A 19503-nucleotide genomic window follows, 5' to 3' on the forward strand; every position below is an offset into this window, starting at 1 on the left:
ATTCGGGGTTTTTGCAATTCCTATGATTTTTTTATAAAAAAAGTGGCAACAGAAATAGCAATTTAGGAGTCTGGAAAAACTAGGCTTCAAAACCCTGATTAATTAACTAGAGATTTCGATACGTATTGCCCCAAATTATTTAACTTGGGGTCAATGACTGTTTTGTCCATCTACTTGTATTTATGTCTAACCATCCCTTGAGTGTTACAAGACCAATATTATTTTGGCGGCGTCTATTTGCTGTCGTTTTTAGCAGTAGTTTGTTGATGCCCAATTTTGGCAACCAACCAGCAGAGGCGCAAGTAACCCAGTATTGTCAGCTATCAGCAACGGCAGCAAAAGAAAAAGAAAAGTTACGTTTGTCAGCACTCAAAAACAATCAAGATGCCCAGAGCCGATACCAAAAGCTAGTACAAAAACACGCACAGGAATTACAGAAGTGCCGCAATCGTACTTGGCCCGAAAACCAAGCAATCTGGTTGCGCTTGTATCCCTGCGACATTCAGCCGGGGGCAGTTGACCAGATTATGGATCGGATTGTCAACCGTGGCTATAACCAAGTTTATTTAGAAGCATTTTCTGACGGGCAGGTACTATTGCCAGGGGCAGCTAACCCCACAGCTTGGCCTTCTGTAGTTCGCACTCCAGGTTCAGAAAAAGTGGATCTACTGGCCGCAGCGATTAAAAAAGGGCGGGAACGAGGTTTGAAGGTTTATGCTTGGATGTTTACTGTCAATTTCGGCTATACCTACGCCCAGCGTCCAGATAAGGAAAGTGCGATCGCTCGTAATGGCAAAGGTCAAACAAGCTTATATCTTGTAGATAATGGCTCTCAAGTATATATCGACCCCTACAATTCCCAAGCGAAAACCGACTACTACCGCATGGTACAAGAGGTGCTGCGCCGTCGCCCAGATGGCTTGCTATTTGACTATGTGCGCTATCCCAGGCAAGCTGGAAGTGATTCGATCGCCACTAAAGTTACAGATTTATGGTTATTTACGCCAGCAACCCAAGAGGCTTTATTTAGAAGGGCACAGAATAATAAAGGGCTGGACTTGATTCGGCGGTTTTTGCGTAAGGGATACATCACCGCCGGAGACATCGGTGAAGTCGATAAACTTTATCCTCAAGAAGGTGAACCCCTATGGCAAGGGCGCAATCCCCCAGCAGCGCCAAAATCAATCTTAACTGCAACTGACAGACAACCACTTCTGCAATTTGATTTATGGCAGTTAGCAGTTGCCCATGCGATGCAAGGTATCTTAGATTTTGTCGCCTTAGCTAGTTACCCAGTACAACAGCAAGGTATTCCCGCTGGGGTGGTGTTTTTCCCTGAAGGTAACCAAAGTTTAGGACAAGGTTATGATTCTCGCTTGCAACCTTGGGATCGGTTTCCGAGTAATCTGGAGTGGCATCCTATGGCTTATGCAACTTGCAATAATGGCAGTTGTATTGCCGCACAAGTGCAGCGGGTTTTGAGTGCAGCAAAACCAGGTACTCAGGTGATTCCCGCTTTGGCTGGTAGGTGGGGATCATCAATCAGCCCCAATCGTCCATCTCTAGAAGTGCAAATGCAAGCACTGCGCCAATTTTCCCCCAAAATCAAGGGGGTGAGCCATTTTGCATATTCTTGGCAATATCCAGAACAAGATAGCGATCGCAAATTCTGTCGCGCTCGATAAGTGAATTCCGCCCTCGATTTCTCATGTTCAACTTCGCCAATCACCCAATTGAGTACCCAGAAAATAGCGGACATGATCAACAAATGTCGGCCCCCATTTTCTATTTCCATGTCCTAAACCAGGCACTACATAACACTCACCATCTGGGAAACTTTGAGCGCAAGCCTGGACATCACGAATGCTGACAATGGGATCGTTAGCACCCACTAAAAAACGCACCCGACGGGAAGGTTTGACGCCCTCTATATAGGTCATCGGGTTGCAAGCCAAAGCATTCTCGTCAGGGTATTTCAGATTTTTGGCTAGTTGTAATATCTTAACTATCGGTTTTAGCTCCGGTTGTACTCGCTCGACTAGTCCCCCTAGAGGTGAAGCGGCTAAATCTGGCAACATCCAATAACCCCAGCTTTTGGCAAAAGATTGGAGATTAGCATGACCAATCACTCCCAGCAACCGCGCCCCAAGACCATTAGCAGTAAAGGCGTAGGCAGCTTGCAAAACGCCCAGACTAACGCCAAACATCGCTAACCTATCACTCAGACCATAGCGCTTACAGCAAAATTCCTGCACTCTGGCAATATCAGCCGCAGTCCTCCGGAAAATACATAACATTAACTTGCTGTCGAAAGGGATTCCCCGGTCAACTAACGGCTTAATCTCTTTTTCTGCCACAGCGGTGAAGGTACGCACCAAGCTACGCTCACCAGCCAATGGTGTATCGAATAAAGCTACAGCTATACCCATTTGTGTCAGTGTTGGCACAATGAACGCATTCCAGGAATATGGCGCACACATTCCTTGTAACCCAATTACCAGCGGTGTATCTTGTGCGGGTCGATTTTGTGGCAAAAAGACGGAAACGGGAAAGCCACTTAATCGCTCGTCAACGTCAGATGCCCCAGTGAAATAATCAGATTCGTGGAACCAATAGCGATCGCCATTTACACCGTCAAAATTAATCGCATCGGGGCCGTAGATATGCATAATAAATAGCAAATCCTGACTAACTAGCATACTTTATAACTCAGGATTGCTATTTTTAGCTGAAACTTTTTATTCGTCTAAATCCTTGGAGACTTTTTCAGATTGTCAATGTCACTTGTCCTGATACAAAATGAGGTATGGTTATGAATCTATTACCACAATTCCCACCTCTAGTAAATCTGGAAATCATCGAGGTGTACGAGTATTATGATGGCCCATGCCTGTTTAGCTGTCAAAATACTTCAGGAGAGATTTTCATGGCAGTTTGGATAGATGAAACAAAAGAGTTCAAGACATGGCTTTATATTCCAATGTCTCAACGGAGATTGGGAAATATTCGCTCTGGCAATATTAATCTACACGATGCTTTTAGAAGTTCAGAAGACGGTTTTGTTTATAAAGTCATAATTTCCTATGATGCTAGTCCTGATAGACTAGAAACGATCTTTTCTGAAAATTTAATTGGTGAGTGGCTACCAATGTCTGGGTAATTTCTTGACTTTGGCGCTGAAACACTGCCAATTATTGAAGCGAAGAAAGCAACTCGAACTGCAAAACAAATTCAACGGGAAGTTCTTAGGACTTACGCATTGACAAAAAATAGTAAACAAGGAAAGATGAAGTACAAATTTTTAGATCTACGTCCTATATAGCAATCATAAATGAGATGCTCACATCTAGTTTTTGTTTACCTCTGCGCCCTCTAAGTCTGGAGCGGTAGCCTGCGGTACCCCGCTCCGAGTCTACGCTTAAAAAATACTGTTCACTAATCAAAGAGGATTACTATAGAAGTTGATAATTCTGCTTAAAAAATTACCTCTACGTCATCTCCATCCAATTCTCACCGGCACGCACATCTACCACCAGCGGTACACTTAAAGAAACAGCATTTTCCATCACCGACTTAATTTGTGGTTGTAATTCTTCCCACTCTTGAGGAGGAACTTCAAACACCAATTCATCGTGAACTTGCAACAACAAACGCGCTTGATATTTCTTTAAAACCTCATGCAATCTCACCATGGCAATTTTGATAATATCAGCGCTGGAACCTTGAATTGGTGCATTAGCAGCAGAACGCAGTAACCCTGCATCATAAGCACCCAAATTCTTTAATTTACTTAAATTAATCTCTTCTAGATTGCTATTTTTTAACTGGCGTAAACTATTGCTAGTAAAATCAAAATAACGCCTTCTACCAAGAATAGTTTCTACATAACCTTGAGCAATCGCTTCTTTTTTTACTTTCTCCAAATAGGCAAAAACTTTGGGGTATCGTTCGTTAAATCGCTTAATAAACTCATTCGCATTATTTTTATCTACACCTGTTGAACGCGCAAACCTTAGAGAACCCATTCCATAAATTACACCGAAGTTAATGGTTTTCGCTAATCTTCGTTCATCTGACGTAATATCTTCTTTTTCAAATACCAACCGTGCTGTTACGGTGTGAATATCTTCATTCTGTTGATATGCTTGCACTAATATAGGTTCTTGACTCAAATGAGCCAAAATTCGCAATTCAATTTGTGAGTAATCAGCCGCTACCATTAAACAACCTGGTTCTGGCAAAAACGCCTTGCGAATTTGGCGACTAAAAGCAGTGCGAATCGGGATATTTTGCAAATTGGGATTAGAAGAAGATAGCCTACCTGTTGATGTCGCAGCTTGATTAAAATCCGTATGCACTCTCTGGGTATCTGCACGTACTAATGCTGGTAGTGCATCCACGTAAGTAGATTTTAATTTCGATAGAGTGCGGTACTCAATGATGGCTTCAACAAAACCAGTTTGATCAACTTCTTGGAGTCTTTCCAATGTCGCTGCATCCGTAGAATAACCACTTTGGATTTTCCGAGAATGCTTGTTGCTTAATCCCAATTTTTCAAATAAAATCTGGCTCAACTGTTTGGGGGAACCCAAATTAAATTTTTCTCCAGCAATTTCAGTAGCTTTCTCTTCTAACTTGGCTAACTCTGTTTCTAAATGCTGGGAAAGTTCTTGGAGATAAGCTGAATTAATCCGAACTCCTGTATATTCCATTTCCGCTAAAACCACTTCTAGCGGTTGTTCTACCTCTAGTAATAGCTTGTGTAAAGTAGGAATTTTCTCTAGTTCCTCTCGCAGTTTTGGTACTAATCTAAATGTCGTATAAACATCCATACCGCAGTAATCTGCTACAGCAGGAATGCTGATATCAGCGATGGTTTTGCCTTTAGGAACTAACTCTAAATAACTTTTAGCAGTTAATCCCAAGTATCTCTGCGACAAATCAGTCAAATTATGGGTAGTATCTGGATTTAACACATAACTCGCCAGCATGGGATCAAACACTACTCCTGCCAAATTAATTCCTTGACACCGGAGGATTAAACGGTCAAATTTCGCATTTTGTAAAGTTTTGGGATAATCAGCACTTTCAAGAATTGGACGTAGTGCTGTCAATGCTAAATCTTGATTGAGATTTTCCCCCATTTTGTGATTTAAGGGAATATAGGCAACTTCATCTGGTTCGGTTCCCCAGCAGCAGCCAATTCCCACTAAAGTAGCATCTCTTGGTTCTAAAGCAGTGGTTTCAGTATCCCAAGCAACGGGTGTTTCTGAATTGGTAAATTTTTCTAGAATTTTTACCAATTCATTTAGTTTGGCTTCAGTGTTGATGATTTGTGGTTGAATTGGTAAAGCTGTTTGTCGTTGAACTTCTGCTGTCTCGCTAGCACTGTAAAACGACAAATCATCATCTTCATCAGCGTTGAGTGTTGCTGCTGTTTCTACGGCTGGAGTTTCTGCAACTTTGCCACCAAATTGCTGCTGGATTTCGTTAATTTTGCCTAAGAATTTATTTAATTCTAATTTTTCTAAAATTGGTGTCAGGATGCTGGCATCAAACCCTGTTAATTTACAATCTTCTAAATCAAGTTCTAGCGGCACATCAAGAACTATTTTTGCTAAAAAACGGGATATTTTGGCATCTTCTTTACCTTCTGCCAGTTTTTTCTGAGTAGCGCCTTTAATTTGGTCTAATACAGCATAAATATTTTCTAGGGAATTGTAGGCATTAAGCAGCTGTACTGCTGTTTTTTCGCCAATGCCTCTGACTCCAGGAATATTATCAGATTTATCACCGCACAGAGCTTTGAAATCGACAACTTGCGAAGGAAAGACGCCTAATTTTTCTTTTACTTGTTCTGCACTAAATTCAGTAATGCTAGATGTGGAACGCTTCCAGGCATCTGGACTAAAATACAGGACGGTGATTTGTTTGTCAGTGTCGATCAGTTGAAATAAATCGCGATCGCCTGTGAGAATCTTGACTCTATACCCAGCCGCAGCAGTTCTTTGTGCTAAGGTTCCCAAGATATCGTCTGCTTCGTAACCTGAAGCCGTTAATACAGGCAAGTTGAAGCCACTCAGCAACTCTTGCAAGTTTGCCAAGTCGGGAATAAAGTCTTCTGGTGTTTCCGGACGACCTGCTTTATAGGTATCATCAGCTTGATGGCGGAAGGTTGTATCACCCAAATCAAAGGCGATCGCCATTGCTTGTGGCTGTTGTGTGGCCATTACCTCCAGCAGTGACTTCAGAAAGCCAAAACATATACTGGTAGGAACCCCCGCCTTTGTCCGCAGTCCTCCGTCTCTGCCTTTGGCAAAAGCGAAGTATGAACGATAAGCGAGGGAATGTCCATCTACGAGGATGAACGTGGGCCTTGTTGTGGTTGCAGAATCGTTCGTCAAGTGGTTAGCAAAATTTTCGGACATAGCCCTATTTTAGCCAGTAGCTTCCAATGCGTACACAACTGTATGATTACATTTAGGCTATCCTGTTACTCATGTCAAAGCACAACCCTAGTGATATTAAGCTATTAGTTTTAGATATAGATGGTACGATCGCTGGCCAATCTAACAACTTGAGCAAATCTGTAAAGCAAGCGATTGCTGCGGCGCAAGCACGAGGGATTCAAGTAGCGATCGCCACGGGACGGATGTATTGTTCAGCTTTGCGTTTCCACCAAGAAATTAGCTCCACCCTGCCATTACTAGCTTATCAGGGAGCCTGGATTCAAGACCCAAGCACTCAAAAAATTTATCGCCATTTGGCTGTTTCTAGGGAGATTGCACAGCAATTACTAGACTATTTTGAACAATCCCATTTGCGATCGCTTCTATCTGTCCACTTCTACATCAATGACCAGCTTTATGTGCGGGAGTTAACCAGAGAAAGCCAACTTTATGCTGAACGTTCTGGTATTACCCCAATTCCCGTAGGCGATTTGCGTCAAGTTTTAACAAATGAACCAACTAAAGTCCTAGCTTTGTGCGATGACACAGACGTGATCCACGAACTTCTGAGCAATTTGCGCCGTCAATACACACCCGCCGAACTTTACCTGACAACATCTGTAGCTACCTTTTTGGAAGCGACTAACGCTTTGGTCAGTAAGGGAACTGCTGTAGGTTATCTAGCCGAAAAACTGCTGGGATTACAAAGAGCCAACGTGATGACAATTGGCGATAACTTCAACGACGTAGAAATGCTGGAGTATGCTGGCATTAGCGTTGCTATGGGCAACGCACCGGCGGCGGTTAAAGCGATCGCTCAGTGGGTAGCTCCTAGCGTGGAGGAAGACGGAGCCGCAGTGGCAATCGAAAAATTTTTGCTTGGAGTAAGGTAACTCCTACAAGCCAGCACCATAAACATCAGAAAGAACACCGACGACTGGCCGTGTTTCGTCTCGGTGCTCTTGCTGGTTCGCTCCTCACACACTTGATAATATAGCCGAGGGGATTCATGCAGTCAATAGCTGTGATCAAAGTTTTTAGATTTGCCACAGACACAATTTTATATCTACAATTTAGGGTTTGGAATTAAGCGGCAAGAACCAATCTCAAACCGAGAAGTTATTGCCCTCAAATTTATCCGTGGAGACGCTATAAAATCCTTCGACTGAGCGCTGACGACGTAAGCGCCAAGCGCAGGCTATGGCCAACGCCAACGTGTAGCGTTCGGCAGGAAAGTCTAAAATCCAAAATTTGATGACCTATAGTTCCAAGAGTGCAGAAACCCCCAGTTTTTCTTCCAGCAAAGACCTTAAGACAAACTTAGTAGCCATAAGCAGTCCGAGTCTTGCTTGTGTTAGCTTTGGTGAGGTATTTTTCACCTCACCCCAAATACGGCAATTACACCAGAAGGTTTCAAAAGCTTGGCTCAAATTTAGCCCTGCTTTTTCCCAGTTAACCGAGCCGCTACAATCAGAAAGTGCCCAATCGTCTACCACTTGCACCAACTCAGAAATTAGATGAGCCTCATTTGGGTGAGTGAGGCGAAGTTTGTCATCACAGTTAAGCCAAGGTATGGGCTGTTGGTCGATCACATCCCAAATAGCTGGACTACTACCTGAAACAGATTTGCTCAAGTTAATTAATCCCTCTCGATGAGCTAGCAGAACTAGCGAACAGCAGCGTGCATGAGCGTATTGAATAGCAAACAATCTGGAAGAATTTTGGATTAGGGTTACTTCTCTGGCTTGAACCTTCTCTAAGCAAGCAATGCCAACTGCGAGACTTTGCAGCCAAACCGCTAAGGTAGAGTGGGTCAATTCTAAATGAATCCAACCTGGGGGAACTATTTGGACGTAGAAAAAGTCGCTAGATGTCGCCAATAAGTGAGCAGCAATCCCACCAGCAATCTCCATAGCTTTTGAATTCTGAGATTTTGATAGCCGCAGAGCTACACCTGAAATATATAAGATTTGCCCATCGTCTCTACCTTTAAATAGAGGAATTTTTCCATCTTCTATGCCTACAATTGCTCCATTACTGGTATAAATATTTAGGGCAGTCACCAATTGACTGTATACTATCTGCTTAATGGCTGCATATTTACTGACGAGTAGCTTCTGATGCACTTAGTCCTTTGTAAAAAACCTGTATGACAGATCATTTGATCCGGTTTCTTCTATCTAAAGATAGAAGCTTAATCTAGATAGAGAAAAATGAGAGTAGGATAAAATTTGATGAATAATCGATGAATAATGAGTAAACTTTACTACCATCATTGTACAGTAAGAAGTATAACAGAAGAGTAGAGGGCAATTTTGCTTTCTACACTCACTTTAGATGGCTGGCGCTGTTAGGCGTTTAGCCTGCCTCGCCAACACAAAGACACTCCTTGCACCTTTTTATGTCGTCTTTGTCTTCAGCCGAACGCTCTTTGTTACCTATGCAATCTCCATCTTCCTTCTCCGAGGCATCACGGCCTTTCTTAACTTGGCAACGAATTCTTGATTGGGCCCAAGAACACTACCGCTGCCGCACCTTCAGCAAAGATGAGCGCATTCCAGCTAGACCTGGATTGCTATATCTAGTGCAAAGGGGTGCAATCCGCATGGTAGGAACCGCCCAAGTTAGTGCTACTGCCAGTCAGCTAACGTCTCGACGAATCAACAGAACCCCAGAAGAAGCTTTCTTGGGTTTTGTGGGAGCGGGACAGCCTTTTGAAATTGTTGCCCAGTCACCGTTCACACTCCAGGCTTATGCCCACGTTGACCAAACTGCGGTGCTGTGGATGTACTGGCATGATTTAGATAACTGGCCTCACTTCCGTCGTGAAGTCATGGACGCCTTTAGATATCAGCACCAGCGTAAGCTGTTGTGGCTGAGTGCCTTAGGACAACGACGCACAATTGACCGACTCTTAGGATTTCTCACATTGTTAATTGAGGAATATGGAGAGCCAGCAATGAGCGAAACTGACCCCGATGTGATTCGCGGCTATTGTCTGCCGTTCCCCCTCACTCATGCCCAAATTGGTAGCGCGATTGGTTCAACTCGTGTCACCGTCACCCGGTTGATGGGCAAGTTGCGTCAACGCGGCTTAATCCTCACCCAAGGTGATAATCTTATTTGCTTGCCAGCAGAGTCGATTAATAGAGCCAGCTAAAGAGCAGTTCAGATATCTTAGGAGAAACCACCCTCTTGAGATATGTAACGGGAGCCACTGCTCTCTCAAGCCATTAAGAACAGGTGTCAGCGGATTTTGACGAACCTTGTTTGGTTAATTAGTTCCTGTCCCTGCAAATCAGCAGTAAGTTGGCTTAAGCCACACCTGCTTACTGCTTAGTTTGACCATTCTGTTTGACTACCACAAACAGATTCCGGGTAATCGGGTACTTTCCTGATTGAAAAGCCTCAATGTTTAATTTGTTCCGTCTATCAGAATATTTAGACGGGAGGACAAATGATTCTTCGTAGGGAGCAATGTATTACCCTTGCGTCTGCCCCGACGGCAAGGCTCTGATGGAACATTGAGGAATAATTTTTGGGGTAAAAGCGTAGATAGATGCCACCAGGACTACCAGCCAATTTTTGCAAGGCTTGGGTGGTTGTGGAGATAAATTCCACTTAAGTACCGAAAGGTTGACCACCCAAGATGTCTTGGACAAAAAGTTCTACTGTATTGCCATTATTGATGCCGCAGGAATGAGGCTTAATCGGGAAATTGAGTCTGCCTTCCTTGGCTACAATTATTGATCTTGCCAATGTAATTGGATTTTAGATGTTCACCTCCAGTCTTGGGAGCTTAAGGTAGGGCTGAAAACTGTAGTCAAAATTTTAGCTAAATCTACTTAAAATTGTATAAATTTAAGTAAAAAAGGTACTGACCAAGGTAAATCAGTTAATCTAAAATCCCTTTTAGGCGATAACCAAGCCTGAAAATCTGAGAATTGTAAGGTAGGACAAGCTTTGTCCGTTCCTTCTACCTGTGGGTTAAGTAAGTGCCGTCACTCTTAAAGTGAAGCAGGAAGCTAACTTCAAATCTTTAAGTAGATTTGAGTAGGTTTAGTAAAGTCGATGAACTCCTACTACCAAATACATAAATCGCTATAAAAGTTTGGTTCAGGCTCAACCTATGCTGCTAGGCCCGGCTTAAATTCCGACCGAGAACTGGTCGGAACGATTGGTTTAGTTTTATTTATTGATTGCTGATTATGGTAATTGCTGAAAGTCATACCCAGTACGAGAGCGATTACCAGGAATAATTTTTACAAGTTGGACTGGGACATTGCGATCGCCTGATGGTAAGAACCGAATCGCCCCAGAAGCGCCTGTTGTAGAAAAGCTAGATGAGGAAAGCGCCTGTTGTATGCCAGAACGCGTGGGATTGGCCTCTAATGCGGCAATAAGAGCGCGTGCAGCATCGTATGAGAGGGCACTACGCCAACTTACATCAGCACCCCACAACTGCCGGGATTTCAGCGGAAAGTCTGACTTAGGATCACCATCAATATGCCAAGGAACTGCCAGGACCATCCCCTCAGCTTGCCCCCCACCGACTGCTAAAGTTTTGACGGTGTAAACATCATCACCCCCCAGTAGAGGTAACCGTTTCTGGTTAACCTGAACTACTTGCAACGCTTTATCCAAGGAACCGCTGTTAGCGGCTAGCATCAACACTTCGGCTCCTTGCTGAGTCGCTTGTGCTACACTTTGAGCCGCACTAAAATCCGCTTTGGATAAATCAAATTCACTGGAAACTTGTCCACCCTCCAGGGAAACAGATGCAACAAACTCGGACTTGAGGGACTGGCTATAGTTACTCTGGGAATTATAGAAAACGACTGCATTTTTTTTCTGCCAAGTTTTCACCATGTAGTTGGCTAAACTTCTGGCAGCCATAAAATCACTGGGAACAGTGCGAAAAATATAACGGCTAAAGTTAGAAATTTTTACTGAAGTGCTGGTCGGGGAAATCGCTACAAGTTCTCCCTTGGTGTAGATAGCATTGAGATGTTGTCAGCCAATTTGCATAAGCTTCCCCCGCTTGCTGGTCTGGTTGACCATTCTGTTTAACAATTACAAATAAATTACGAGTAATTGGGTATTCCCCACTGCGAAACTCCTGAGCATTCAACTGGTTACGCTTCGTAGGACATTCAGAGGGAGGTATATAGGGTTTTTGGTAGGGAGTTACCAATTGCCCACTAGTGTGCCCCAGTGGTAGGGGCTTAATCATACACTGAGATACAACTTCTGGCGCAGAAGCATAATAAATTCCACCAGGACTCGAAGTTAGTTTTCTTAGTGCTTCTGTAGTAGTGCCAATGTAACTAACCTTGGTACCAAAATTTTCTTTATTTAGAACGTTTTCGAGAAAAAATTCCACTGTACCTCCAGCTTCTTTGCTACGAGATAAGGGTATAATGGATAAATTTGGCCCACCTACCTCTTGCCAGTTAGTAATCTTGCCAGTATAAATATTTTTTAGTTGAGCAACGGTTAAACCAGGGATGTTAAGGTTTGGGTTGACTGCGATCGCAATTCCATCAATCGCTACTGGAATTTCGTTCAAACTAAATCCTTTTTCTTGAGCTTTTTCTCAATCTTCTCCCTTCAGGGAGCGAGAAGATTGAGAAAAAGCGAGTTGATTATCTATCAACATCTCAATGCCCGTGCCAGAGCCTGGTTTTTTATTAGTGGGTTGAGTATAGCGTAAAATAAATTGAGGGCAGGTGCGTTCAAGCACTTGATCTACGTCTCGACGGATAGGTGCCCATGTTGTGCTGCCGCCATAGTTGAATGTCCCTCCTGGGAGGTTTGCAAGATTACATTTAGTTACTGACTCATTTTGAATCATCCAAGAATTAGTCGGTTTTTCACTTTCTGAAGGGTGAGGAGAGGAAGAAGTGCTAACTTGATTTCTAGTTAATTGTGCCCAGCGTTCCATCAGAAACCATAAGCCGGCGAAGATTAAGCCAATGCTTATGAGCATTGCTAAGAAAAGGTTAAGTGTTTCCTTTTTCTCAGACATATATTTTGGGAATTAAAAATTACCTACGGTTATAAATTATTATACTTAAAATTTAAAGTTTTAAAAATTACTAATCTATCTTCGTAAGCTTTAAGCATTCTGAACATACCGCTGTTAAAGCAGAAGAGATAAAAATTTATAAATAAGACGAAATAGTGCTGTTAGGGCAACGGCTATCAAACTAGCAGTAACTGCTAAAATCACTACGTCTTGAATACCAAGAACGCCTCGAAACAAGGGAATAAAAAATATCAAAGCAAAACTAATACCTGGAATAATCAACAAATCAAACTTTTCAATCCAGCGCCTTGTTTGGGAAAAAATTAGTATCCCCAAAATCACCGCTGAAATAGCCAAAGTAATGATGGGGTTACCTACCAGACCCAAAAGGGCGATCGCGATCAATGCACCCTCAAATCCACTAAATGCCGCTCCACCTAACAATTCCCATGTAGAAAAAGCTGGTTGGCGCTTTATTGGCAATGGTAGTGGTGGTTGTGTGTTGCCTGGTTCTAGCGCGTCCAAAACCTCCTGAGCTGACTGAAAGCGTTGATTAGGAGCAGGCATGAGCATCTTGTCTAAGATCTCAGCTAAACGGTGGCTGACAGTTGCTAGTGAGCGCCACTTCAATTGGTTACTATAAGCATCAAATAGCTGAGTTGCTTCCTGTCCTGTCAGCAAGGTGACAACAGTTACAGCCAAAGCGTATAAATCTGTAGATGGGAATACTTGACCTCCAGCCATTTGCTCAGGTGGTGCAAATCCCATAGAATAAACTCCTGTGGAAGAAGCAGCAGCACCAGAAGGCGCGTTTGTAACTTGCTTGACTGCACCAAAATCTAGCAGGAAAACTCTACCGTCCTGACGGCGCATGATGTTAGATGGTTTAATATCTCTGTGGATAATGCTTTTGTGATGAACAAAATTCAGGACTTTGAGAATTTCCCTGAGTACTTCCAAAACTTCTGCTTCAGAAAATTTGCCTTTTTGAGCTAATTCTTGCTCTAGGTCTTGCCCATTAATATATTCTTGTACTAAGTAAAAAAACTGGTCCTGCTGCCCTGGTTGCAAGCTCTGGACTATGACTGGAAAGAAAGCAAACAAGCCAGGAATTTGCTCGTGTTCGTTGCCTATTTGCGCTAAAACGTCTGCTTCTCTTTCAAATAACTGTTGTGCTAGTTGCAGTTGATTTGAAGTTAAATTTCCCGCCGGTTGGAACTGCTTAACTACGCATGGGCGCATTCCGGGAATCCGGCGATCGCCTGCCAAAAAGGCTGCTCCAAACCCCCCTCTTCCCAGCAACTTATTTGGCACATAGCGACCATCTAATATTAGTGGCATACCACAGGTGATGCAATATTTTTGCTGGGTTGTTTTCAGCGTTGTAATATCATCTAAGTCCACAAAAAAATTTTGTGGGCGGGGGCAGCGTGGACGAGTGCAGTAAATTTTCATTTTGTGTTTGTCCTTGGTCAGTGGTCAGTTGCCAATTGTCAAAGGCCAGAAGTTATTTACTAATAAGTACTGACCACCGACTACTGACTATCGACTACTGGCAAAATTTTTAGCTAGCGTCAGAGGATCGGGGCGCTGCTGCATCCAATGCATTTACTGCTAGACTTTTTTGTGTTAATTTTAACACATCTTTATTCCATCCAGGAGTAGCAAACTGGGGGAGAATTTCCTGGCTAAATGCTTCTGCGGCCTTGGATCGATAACGATTGGGATTAAAAATCAGCCACAGTGTTCGCTTAACAACAACACCTTCAATGGGGGCACAATGTAGCACGCCCATTTGTAATTCTTTAGCGATCGCTGAGGTAGAGACAAAAGCCGCTCCCAAACCCGATTGCACGGCATTTTTAATGGCTTCTATGGAATTTAGTTCCATTTCAATTTTAAAACGCCTAGTATCAATCTCACCGCGTGCTAGCACCTGGTCAATGACTTTGCGGATGGTCGATTGGGAATCTAGAGAAATGAATTGTAATTTATATAGGTCTTCTTTTTGGATCGTTTCCAGTTTGGCAAAGGGATGGAATACAGGTAAAATCAGCGCTAACTCATCCTCAGCGTAGGGCAGAATTTCCAAAGATTCTGTCAGTTCACCGGGAATTTCGCCACCGATAATCGCTAGATCTACCTGTCCGTTAGCTACACTCCATGCAGTCCGTCTAGTGGAGTGAACATGTAACTGTACTGCCACATCTGGATACTTTTGCCGAAACATGCCAATCATTTTTGGCAAAAGATAAGTGCCAGTAGTTTGAGAAGCGCCGACAATCAAAGTACCACCTTGGAGATTTTGTAAATCTTCAATAGCGCGGCATGTTTCCTGGCACAGACTGAGGATTTTTTCACCGTAGCTGAGAAGTAGATGCCCTGCTTCGGTTAGTTGTGCGCGACGTCCTCCACGGTCGAATAAAGGGACATCCAGCTGCCGTTCTAGATTTTGGACTTGTAAACTGACGGCAGGTTGGGAGACGTAAAGACTATCAGCGGCACGCTTGAAGCTTCCTTCTACAGCGATCGCTTTCAGAATACGTAACTGATCTAAAGTGAAAGGAAGGTCAGACATAAGGCTCAACCCACAAACTTTGAAAGGAGTGGCTTTGGCAACAAATCAGGTTTCATAGCGAAAAAGCTGGGTAGGATTTGTTGCATCTTAAACTTGGACGCTTTGCTCGAAAAAGACAGTACCACAACATCTTGACTAAAGTCTCCTTGGGAATAGTTTGTGGTATAGATTGTACTGAATTAAGTTTTCTTTAAATTACTTCACCTATGTATATGATGCTGAATCCTTGGTTTACCTCCAGTCATTTTGTCATGCTGGGGTTGCAATTAGCTTTTGCGATCGCCCACAGTGGCGGAGCAGCCTTGCGCCCTTGGGCAGAAAAGCTTATCGGACCAAGGCTTTATCGCATTTTCTTTGCATTAATCAGTCTACCGTTGGCTGTAATATTAATTACCTACTTTATTAACCATCGTTATGATGGCTTGCAACTTTGGCAGGTGCAAGGTGTACCTGGCGTGGGAGCAGTAGTTTGGGTGCTGTCCGCGATTTCGTTTTTGTTTTTATATCCTGCCACCTTCAATCTACTAGAAATTGCTGCCATTCAAAAGCCCCAAGTCCACCTCTACGAGACAGGAATAATTCGTATTACCCGTCATCCCCAGATGGTGGGGCAAATAATTTGGTGTGTTGCCCATACTCTCTGGCTAGGTACTAGCTTTACTTTGATGACTTCGATCGGGTTGGTGTTGCATCACCTGTTTGGGGTTTGGCATGGTGATCGTCGCCTATGCTGCCGCTATGGAGAAGCCTTTGAAGTGGTCAAACAGCGAACTTCAACTATTCCCTTTAAAGCAATTATTGACGGTCGTCAATCTATCAAATGGGAGGAATTTTTGCGTCCTGCCTATTTAGGAGTTGCCATTTTTGTGTACTTGCTTTCGTGGGCGCATCCTCTGTTGCTGTCAGCTACTAGTGGGATAAGATGGTAGTTTCAGACGATCCCCACTATCAGCAAAAAATCCTCAGTCAAGGAAAATTTCAGCTTATCAAATGCTACCGAATCAATGTAGGATGAAATCAAATAGCTGTCAGTGGGGGTGTCCTCAGTCGGTTTGAGATTTTATATTGGTAGTTGTTGGTCAATTGACTTTCCTGGAGAGTCAACAGCAATCAGGAGTTGAACATCTAAAAAAAGCCACCGTGAATGTCGCGCTGGCTTTTTTGTCAAAGCCAAAATCAATAAGTTCAATTTTTGCATAATTATTTATTTATGCCCTGAGCGCGTCTATCAGCAGTGACTAAGAAAGCCAATTATTCGGTGCTGGTAGCTAGTTTGATATAAAAACCCTATAATTCAAGAGGCGTCATGGTGTTGTCGGTTAGTGAGCGGACATTTACTCAAGAAGTTTTAGAATCTCCAATTCCTGTTTTAGTTAATTTTGAAGCACCTTGGTGTGGCTTGTGTCGCATCATCCACCCGTTACTGTTGCAATTTCAAGCCCAATGTGGCGAGGAAATTAAGCTAGTTGGGGTTAATGCTGATCAAAATTTCAAACTGTCTAACACTTATAGACTTAAATCACTACCAACTTTACTGTTGATTGAAAATGGCATGATCCGGCATCGTCTGGAAGGTTTTCGCGGTAGAGAAGATCTACGTCTGGCTTTAGAAGAAATCAGACTCAGTTATAGCGTTAGTAATAAATCATACAATAGCCCAAAAGCAGCGGATTTGGAGTGTCGCTCAGCATAAAGGGCAAGACTAGCCTCGGCAAATCTAAAACCATGCTTAACACCCCACCCAAAGGTCATTGGGTGGGGTATTTTATCCTCAAGGGTGTGTGTCACAATTATTAACAGTTCCGACTTGGACAGTTGCCTGCGGACGGGTAATTGGCCAGGCGCGGAGACCACTCAAACTTCTCTCTCCGTCACAGTCCTCTGAAAACCGTCCGCAGCGCAGTTCGCTCAACGGGACGTCAGATGCTACCGTTTGGGAAGCCGCCCTCCAGGAGGCTATAAGTCGGGTATTGCCGACGGCAGTTGCTACTCTTCGGGAAGGCATTTCGCCTATAAATCACCGAAGGACAACGCACTGCCCCCTCAACGCAGTGGATCGATAATCCCCGCAAGCGACTGCTAGTGTCCTAACTTAATCAAGAATTCTAAAAGTAGGCGTCAGTGATGGAAGTAATCTATCAGTATGCCTGGCTGATTCCAGTATTACCTCTTTTGGGAGCAATGCTGGTCGGTCTAGGGTTAATCTCGTTGAATCAGGTAACAAATCGCCTGCGGCAGCTTAATGCTGTAGTTATAATCTCCCTGATGGCAGCGGCTATGGGGCTATCGTTGGCCTTGCTCTGGAGTCAAATTCAAGGACACGCGCCTTACCTCCGCACTCTAGAATGGGCAGCAGCAGGCAATTTTCACCTGAGCATGGGCTACACTATTGACCACCTGACAGCCCTGATGCTGGTGATTGTAACCACAGTAGCCGTATTAGTCATGGTTTATACCGATGGCTACATGGCTCACGACCCAGGTTATGTGCGGTTTTACGCCTATCTCAGCTTGTTTGGCTCTTCAATGTTGGGTCTGGTGGTCAGTCCCAACCTAGTACAGGTTTATATTTTCTGGGAACTGGTCGGGATGTGTTCCTACTTGCTGGTCGGCTTTTGGTACGATCGCAAGTCAGCAGCAGATGCTTGTCAAAAAGCGTTTGTCACCAACCGCGTCGGTGACTTTGGTCTGTTACTCGGCATCCTAGGGCTGTTCTGGGCGACAGGAAGCTTTGATTTCAATATCATGGGCGATCGCCTCGCCGAACTCGTGCAAACAGGTTCTATCAGCAATTTCCTGGCTGTCCTGTTGGCGATTTTGGTCTTCCTCGGCCCAGTGGCAAAATCAGCCCAATTCCCCCTCCACGTCTGGCTACCAGATGCGATGGAAGGACCTACCCCCATTTCTGCCTTAATCCACGCAGCAACAATGGTGGCAGCGGGTGTGTTCCTGATTGCCCGGATGTACCCTGTATTTGAAAATGTGCCAGCGGCAATGAATGTGATTGCCTTTACTGGGGCATTTACAGCGTTTTTGGGGGCGACTATTGCCATTACCCAAAACGACATCAAAAAGGGCCTAGCTTACTCCACCATTTCCCAACTCGGTTACATGGTGATGGCGATGGGAGTAGGCGCTTACAGTGCTGGATTGTTCCACCTCATGACCCACGCCTATTTTAAGGCGATGCTGTTCTTGGGTTCCGGTTCTGTGATTCATGGCATGGAAGGAGTAGTTGGTCACGACCCCGTATTAGCCCAAGATATGCGGTTGATGGGGGGACTACGCAAGTATATGCCCGCCACAGGTCTCACATTTTTGATTGGTTGTTTAGCAATTTCCGGGATTCCCCCCTTTGCTGGTTTCTGGTCAAAAGATGAAATTCTCGGAAAAGCCTTTGCTGCTAACCCATCTCTCTGGTTAATTGGCTGGGTAACTGCCGGGATTACAGCTTTCTATATGTTCAGAATGTATTTCATGACATTTGAAGGCAAATTCCGGGGCACAGACGAGAAAATCAAGCAAAAACTTAAGAAAGCAGCCGCTACCATTGTCCTGGAATTAGATTCAGCCGAACTAGCGCCTAACTTTGGACCCGGGGCCATGAAAAAAGGAGAATTGGCGGCTACTGGTGCCCACCATGACGCCCATGACTCCCACGGACATCACAGCGATACTCCCCATGAGTCGCCGTGGACAATGACTCTGCCATTGGTAGTTTTGGCAGTACCTTCAATTTTGATTGGTTTGGTAGGCACACCCTACGCCAACTACTTTGAGCAGTTCATTTATCCTCCTAGCGAAACCCTGGCGGAAGTTCTGGAAAAAGCTGCTGAGTTCGACCCGTCGGAATTTTACCTGATGGCGGGGAGTTCAGTTGCAGTTTCTGTGATTGGGATTACCTTGGCGCTGCTGATGTATTTGTGGCGTAAGATTGACCCAGCTGCGATCGCCGAAAAAATCAAACCACTGTATGATCTATCCCTTAACAAGTGGTACTTTGACGACATTTATCATCGGGTCTTTGTCATCGGTTTGCGTCGTTTAGCTAGACAAGTCATGGAAGTTGATTTCCGTGTTGTCGATGGTGCAGTTAACCTTACAGGCTTCTTTACCTTGGTCAGCGGTGAAGGTCTGAAATACCTAGAAAACGGTCGGGTTCAATTCTATGCCTTGATCGTTTTTGGGGCTGTTTTGGGCTTAGTCATCGTCTTTGGTGTTACCTGATTTTAATAGGGGTGGACGAAAGTCCGCCCCTACTTTGTTTTTTGCACACAGAGGTGATCCAGAGGAATTATCGCATCAGCATCAGTCAGATTTCAGTTCAGCAACTTTTTAAAGGAATATTTTTAACTTTTATTAAAGGCGATATTAAATTAATTTGTAATTTTAAATTACCTGTGGTAACAGGTGTTTGACCTTAAGCGCTCCTTGCTGTCCAATTATTT

At 43.9% G+C, this 19503-nt stretch carries 14 protein-coding genes and 2 pseudogenes; 8 read left to right on the forward strand and 8 right to left on the reverse strand.

Annotation, left to right across the window (positions count from 1 at the left end; genetic code table 11):
• Window positions 1-182 precede the first annotated feature (182 nt).
• Window positions 183-1685: a family 10 glycosylhydrolase gene (locus CYLST_RS17815; protein WP_015209116.1), complete on the forward strand. Its 1503-nt coding sequence runs from the start codon at window positions 183-185 to the stop codon at window positions 1683-1685.
• A gap of 27 nt (window positions 1686-1712) precedes the next feature.
• Here the strand turns inward: CYLST_RS17815 and CYLST_RS17820 are convergent, their stop codons facing one another.
• Window positions 1713-2699 (reverse strand): hypothetical protein, encoded by a 987-nt coding sequence (locus CYLST_RS17820; RefSeq protein ID WP_015209117.1) that lies wholly within the window; start codon window positions 2697-2699, stop codon window positions 1713-1715.
• Window positions 2700-2812: 113 nt separating this feature from the next.
• Between CYLST_RS17820 and CYLST_RS17825 the strand changes: the two genes are divergently transcribed.
• Window positions 2813-3160 carry a DUF6575 domain-containing protein gene (locus CYLST_RS17825; protein WP_015209118.1) on the forward strand — a complete coding sequence of 116 codons (348 nt, stop codon included), beginning with the start codon at window positions 2813-2815 and terminating at the stop codon, window positions 3158-3160.
• Window positions 3161-3488: 328 nt separating this feature from the next.
• Here the strand turns inward: CYLST_RS17825 and polA are convergent, their stop codons facing one another.
• Window positions 3489-6428 (reverse strand): DNA polymerase I, encoded by a 2940-nt coding sequence (gene polA / locus CYLST_RS17830; protein WP_015209119.1) that lies wholly within the window; start codon window positions 6426-6428, stop codon window positions 3489-3491.
• Window positions 6429-6499: 71 nt separating this feature from the next.
• Here polA and CYLST_RS17835 point away from each other — a divergent pair, with 71 nt between their 5' ends.
• On the forward strand, window positions 6500-7342 hold the full coding sequence (locus CYLST_RS17835) for a Cof-type HAD-IIB family hydrolase (RefSeq protein WP_015209120.1): 843 nt from the start codon (window positions 6500-6502) through the stop codon (window positions 7340-7342).
• Between the two features lie 366 nt (window positions 7343-7708).
• Here CYLST_RS17835 and CYLST_RS17840 read toward each other — a convergent pair whose 3' ends face one another.
• The gene (locus CYLST_RS17840) at window positions 7709-8575 is read right to left on the reverse strand and encodes a DALR anticodon-binding domain-containing protein (RefSeq protein ID WP_015209121.1); all 867 of its coding nucleotides are present in this window, start codon (window positions 8573-8575) and stop codon (window positions 7709-7711) included.
• Between the two features lie 275 nt (window positions 8576-8850).
• On the opposite strand from CYLST_RS17840, the gene CYLST_RS17845 reads away from it, so the two are divergent.
• Window positions 8851-9609 (forward strand): Crp/Fnr family transcriptional regulator, encoded by a 759-nt coding sequence (locus CYLST_RS17845; RefSeq protein ID WP_015137174.1) that lies wholly within the window; start codon window positions 8851-8853, stop codon window positions 9607-9609.
• 461 nt (window positions 9610-10070) lie between these two features.
• Here CYLST_RS17845 and CYLST_RS36805 read toward each other — a convergent pair whose 3' ends face one another.
• The 5 genes and pseudogenes from CYLST_RS36805 to CYLST_RS17865 all read right to left on the reverse strand — a co-directional run bounded on the left by CYLST_RS36805 (window position 10071) and on the right by CYLST_RS17865 (window position 15055).
• Complete coding sequence (locus tag CYLST_RS36805; protein ID WP_245587399.1) at window positions 10071-10208, reverse strand: hypothetical protein; 138 nt, start codon at window positions 10206-10208, stop codon at window positions 10071-10073.
• Window positions 10209-10655: 447 nt separating this feature from the next.
• Window positions 10656-11447, reverse strand: a pseudogene (locus tag CYLST_RS17850) (ABC transporter substrate-binding protein); the annotation flags it as partial.
• Window positions 11386-12477 (reverse strand): annotated as a pseudogene (locus CYLST_RS17855) (substrate-binding domain-containing protein). The pseudogenes CYLST_RS17850 and CYLST_RS17855, both read right to left, overlap by 62 nt.
• Before the next feature lie 114 nt (window positions 12478-12591).
• The gene (locus CYLST_RS17860) at window positions 12592-13932 is read right to left on the reverse strand and encodes a protein kinase domain-containing protein (protein ID WP_015209122.1); all 1341 of its coding nucleotides are present in this window, start codon (window positions 13930-13932) and stop codon (window positions 12592-12594) included.
• A 109-nt stretch (window positions 13933-14041) separates the two neighbouring features.
• Window positions 14042-15055 (reverse strand): LysR family transcriptional regulator, encoded by a 1014-nt coding sequence (locus CYLST_RS17865; protein WP_015209123.1) that lies wholly within the window; start codon window positions 15053-15055, stop codon window positions 14042-14044.
• Between the two features lie 212 nt (window positions 15056-15267).
• Between CYLST_RS17865 and CYLST_RS17870 the strand changes: the two genes are divergently transcribed.
• From CYLST_RS17870 to CYLST_RS17880, 4 genes are all read left to right on the forward strand, one after another.
• Window positions 15268-15984: an NnrU family protein gene (locus CYLST_RS17870; protein ID WP_085960632.1), complete on the forward strand. Its 717-nt coding sequence runs from the start codon at window positions 15268-15270 to the stop codon at window positions 15982-15984.
• 377 nt (window positions 15985-16361) lie between these two features.
• On the forward strand, window positions 16362-16748 hold the full coding sequence (locus tag CYLST_RS17875) for a thioredoxin family protein (RefSeq protein ID WP_015209125.1): 387 nt from the start codon (window positions 16362-16364) through the stop codon (window positions 16746-16748).
• Window positions 16749-16836: 88 nt separating this feature from the next.
• Window positions 16837-17118, forward strand: a complete 282-nt coding sequence (locus CYLST_RS34650; RefSeq protein ID WP_157162607.1) for a hypothetical protein — start codon at window positions 16837-16839, stop codon at window positions 17116-17118.
• A gap of 61 nt (window positions 17119-17179) precedes the next feature.
• The gene (locus CYLST_RS17880; RefSeq protein WP_015209126.1) at window positions 17180-19282 is read left to right on the forward strand and encodes an NAD(P)H-quinone oxidoreductase subunit 5; all 2103 of its coding nucleotides are present in this window, start codon (window positions 17180-17182) and stop codon (window positions 19280-19282) included.
• Window positions 19283-19503: the final 221 nt, after the last annotated feature.

This window comes from Cylindrospermum stagnale PCC 7417, from assembly GCF_000317535.1.
GTDB lineage: Bacteria > Cyanobacteriota > Cyanobacteriia > Cyanobacteriales > Nostocaceae > Cylindrospermum > Cylindrospermum stagnale.

Excerpts from the sequence above, each read along its gene's own strand:
- CYLST_RS17835 (WP_015209120.1), top strand. The coding sequence starts at position 6,500 with ATGTCAAAGCACAACCCTAGTGATATTAAGCTATTAGTTTTAGATATA.
- polA (WP_015209119.1), bottom strand. The coding sequence starts at position 6,428 with ATGTCCGAAAATTTTGCTAACCACTTGACGAACGATTCTGCAACCACA.
- CYLST_RS17860 (WP_015209122.1), bottom strand. The coding sequence starts at position 13,932 with ATGAAAATTTACTGCACTCGTCCACGCTGCCCCCGCCCACAAAATTTT.
- CYLST_RS17815 (WP_015209116.1), top strand. The coding sequence starts at position 183 with ATGTCTAACCATCCCTTGAGTGTTACAAGACCAATATTATTTTGGCGG.
- CYLST_RS17870 (WP_085960632.1), top strand. The coding sequence starts at position 15,268 with ATGATGCTGAATCCTTGGTTTACCTCCAGTCATTTTGTCATGCTGGGG.
- CYLST_RS17825 (WP_015209118.1), top strand. The coding sequence starts at position 2,813 with ATGAATCTATTACCACAATTCCCACCTCTAGTAAATCTGGAAATCATC.
- CYLST_RS17820 (WP_015209117.1), bottom strand. The coding sequence starts at position 2,699 with ATGCTAGTTAGTCAGGATTTGCTATTTATTATGCATATCTACGGCCCC.
- CYLST_RS17845 (WP_015137174.1), top strand. The coding sequence starts at position 8,851 with ATGTCGTCTTTGTCTTCAGCCGAACGCTCTTTGTTACCTATGCAATCT.
- CYLST_RS17875 (WP_015209125.1), top strand. The coding sequence starts at position 16,362 with ATGGTGTTGTCGGTTAGTGAGCGGACATTTACTCAAGAAGTTTTAGAA.
- CYLST_RS17865 (WP_015209123.1), bottom strand. The coding sequence starts at position 15,055 with ATGTCTGACCTTCCTTTCACTTTAGATCAGTTACGTATTCTGAAAGCG.
- CYLST_RS17880 (WP_015209126.1), top strand. The coding sequence starts at position 17,180 with ATGGAAGTAATCTATCAGTATGCCTGGCTGATTCCAGTATTACCTCTT.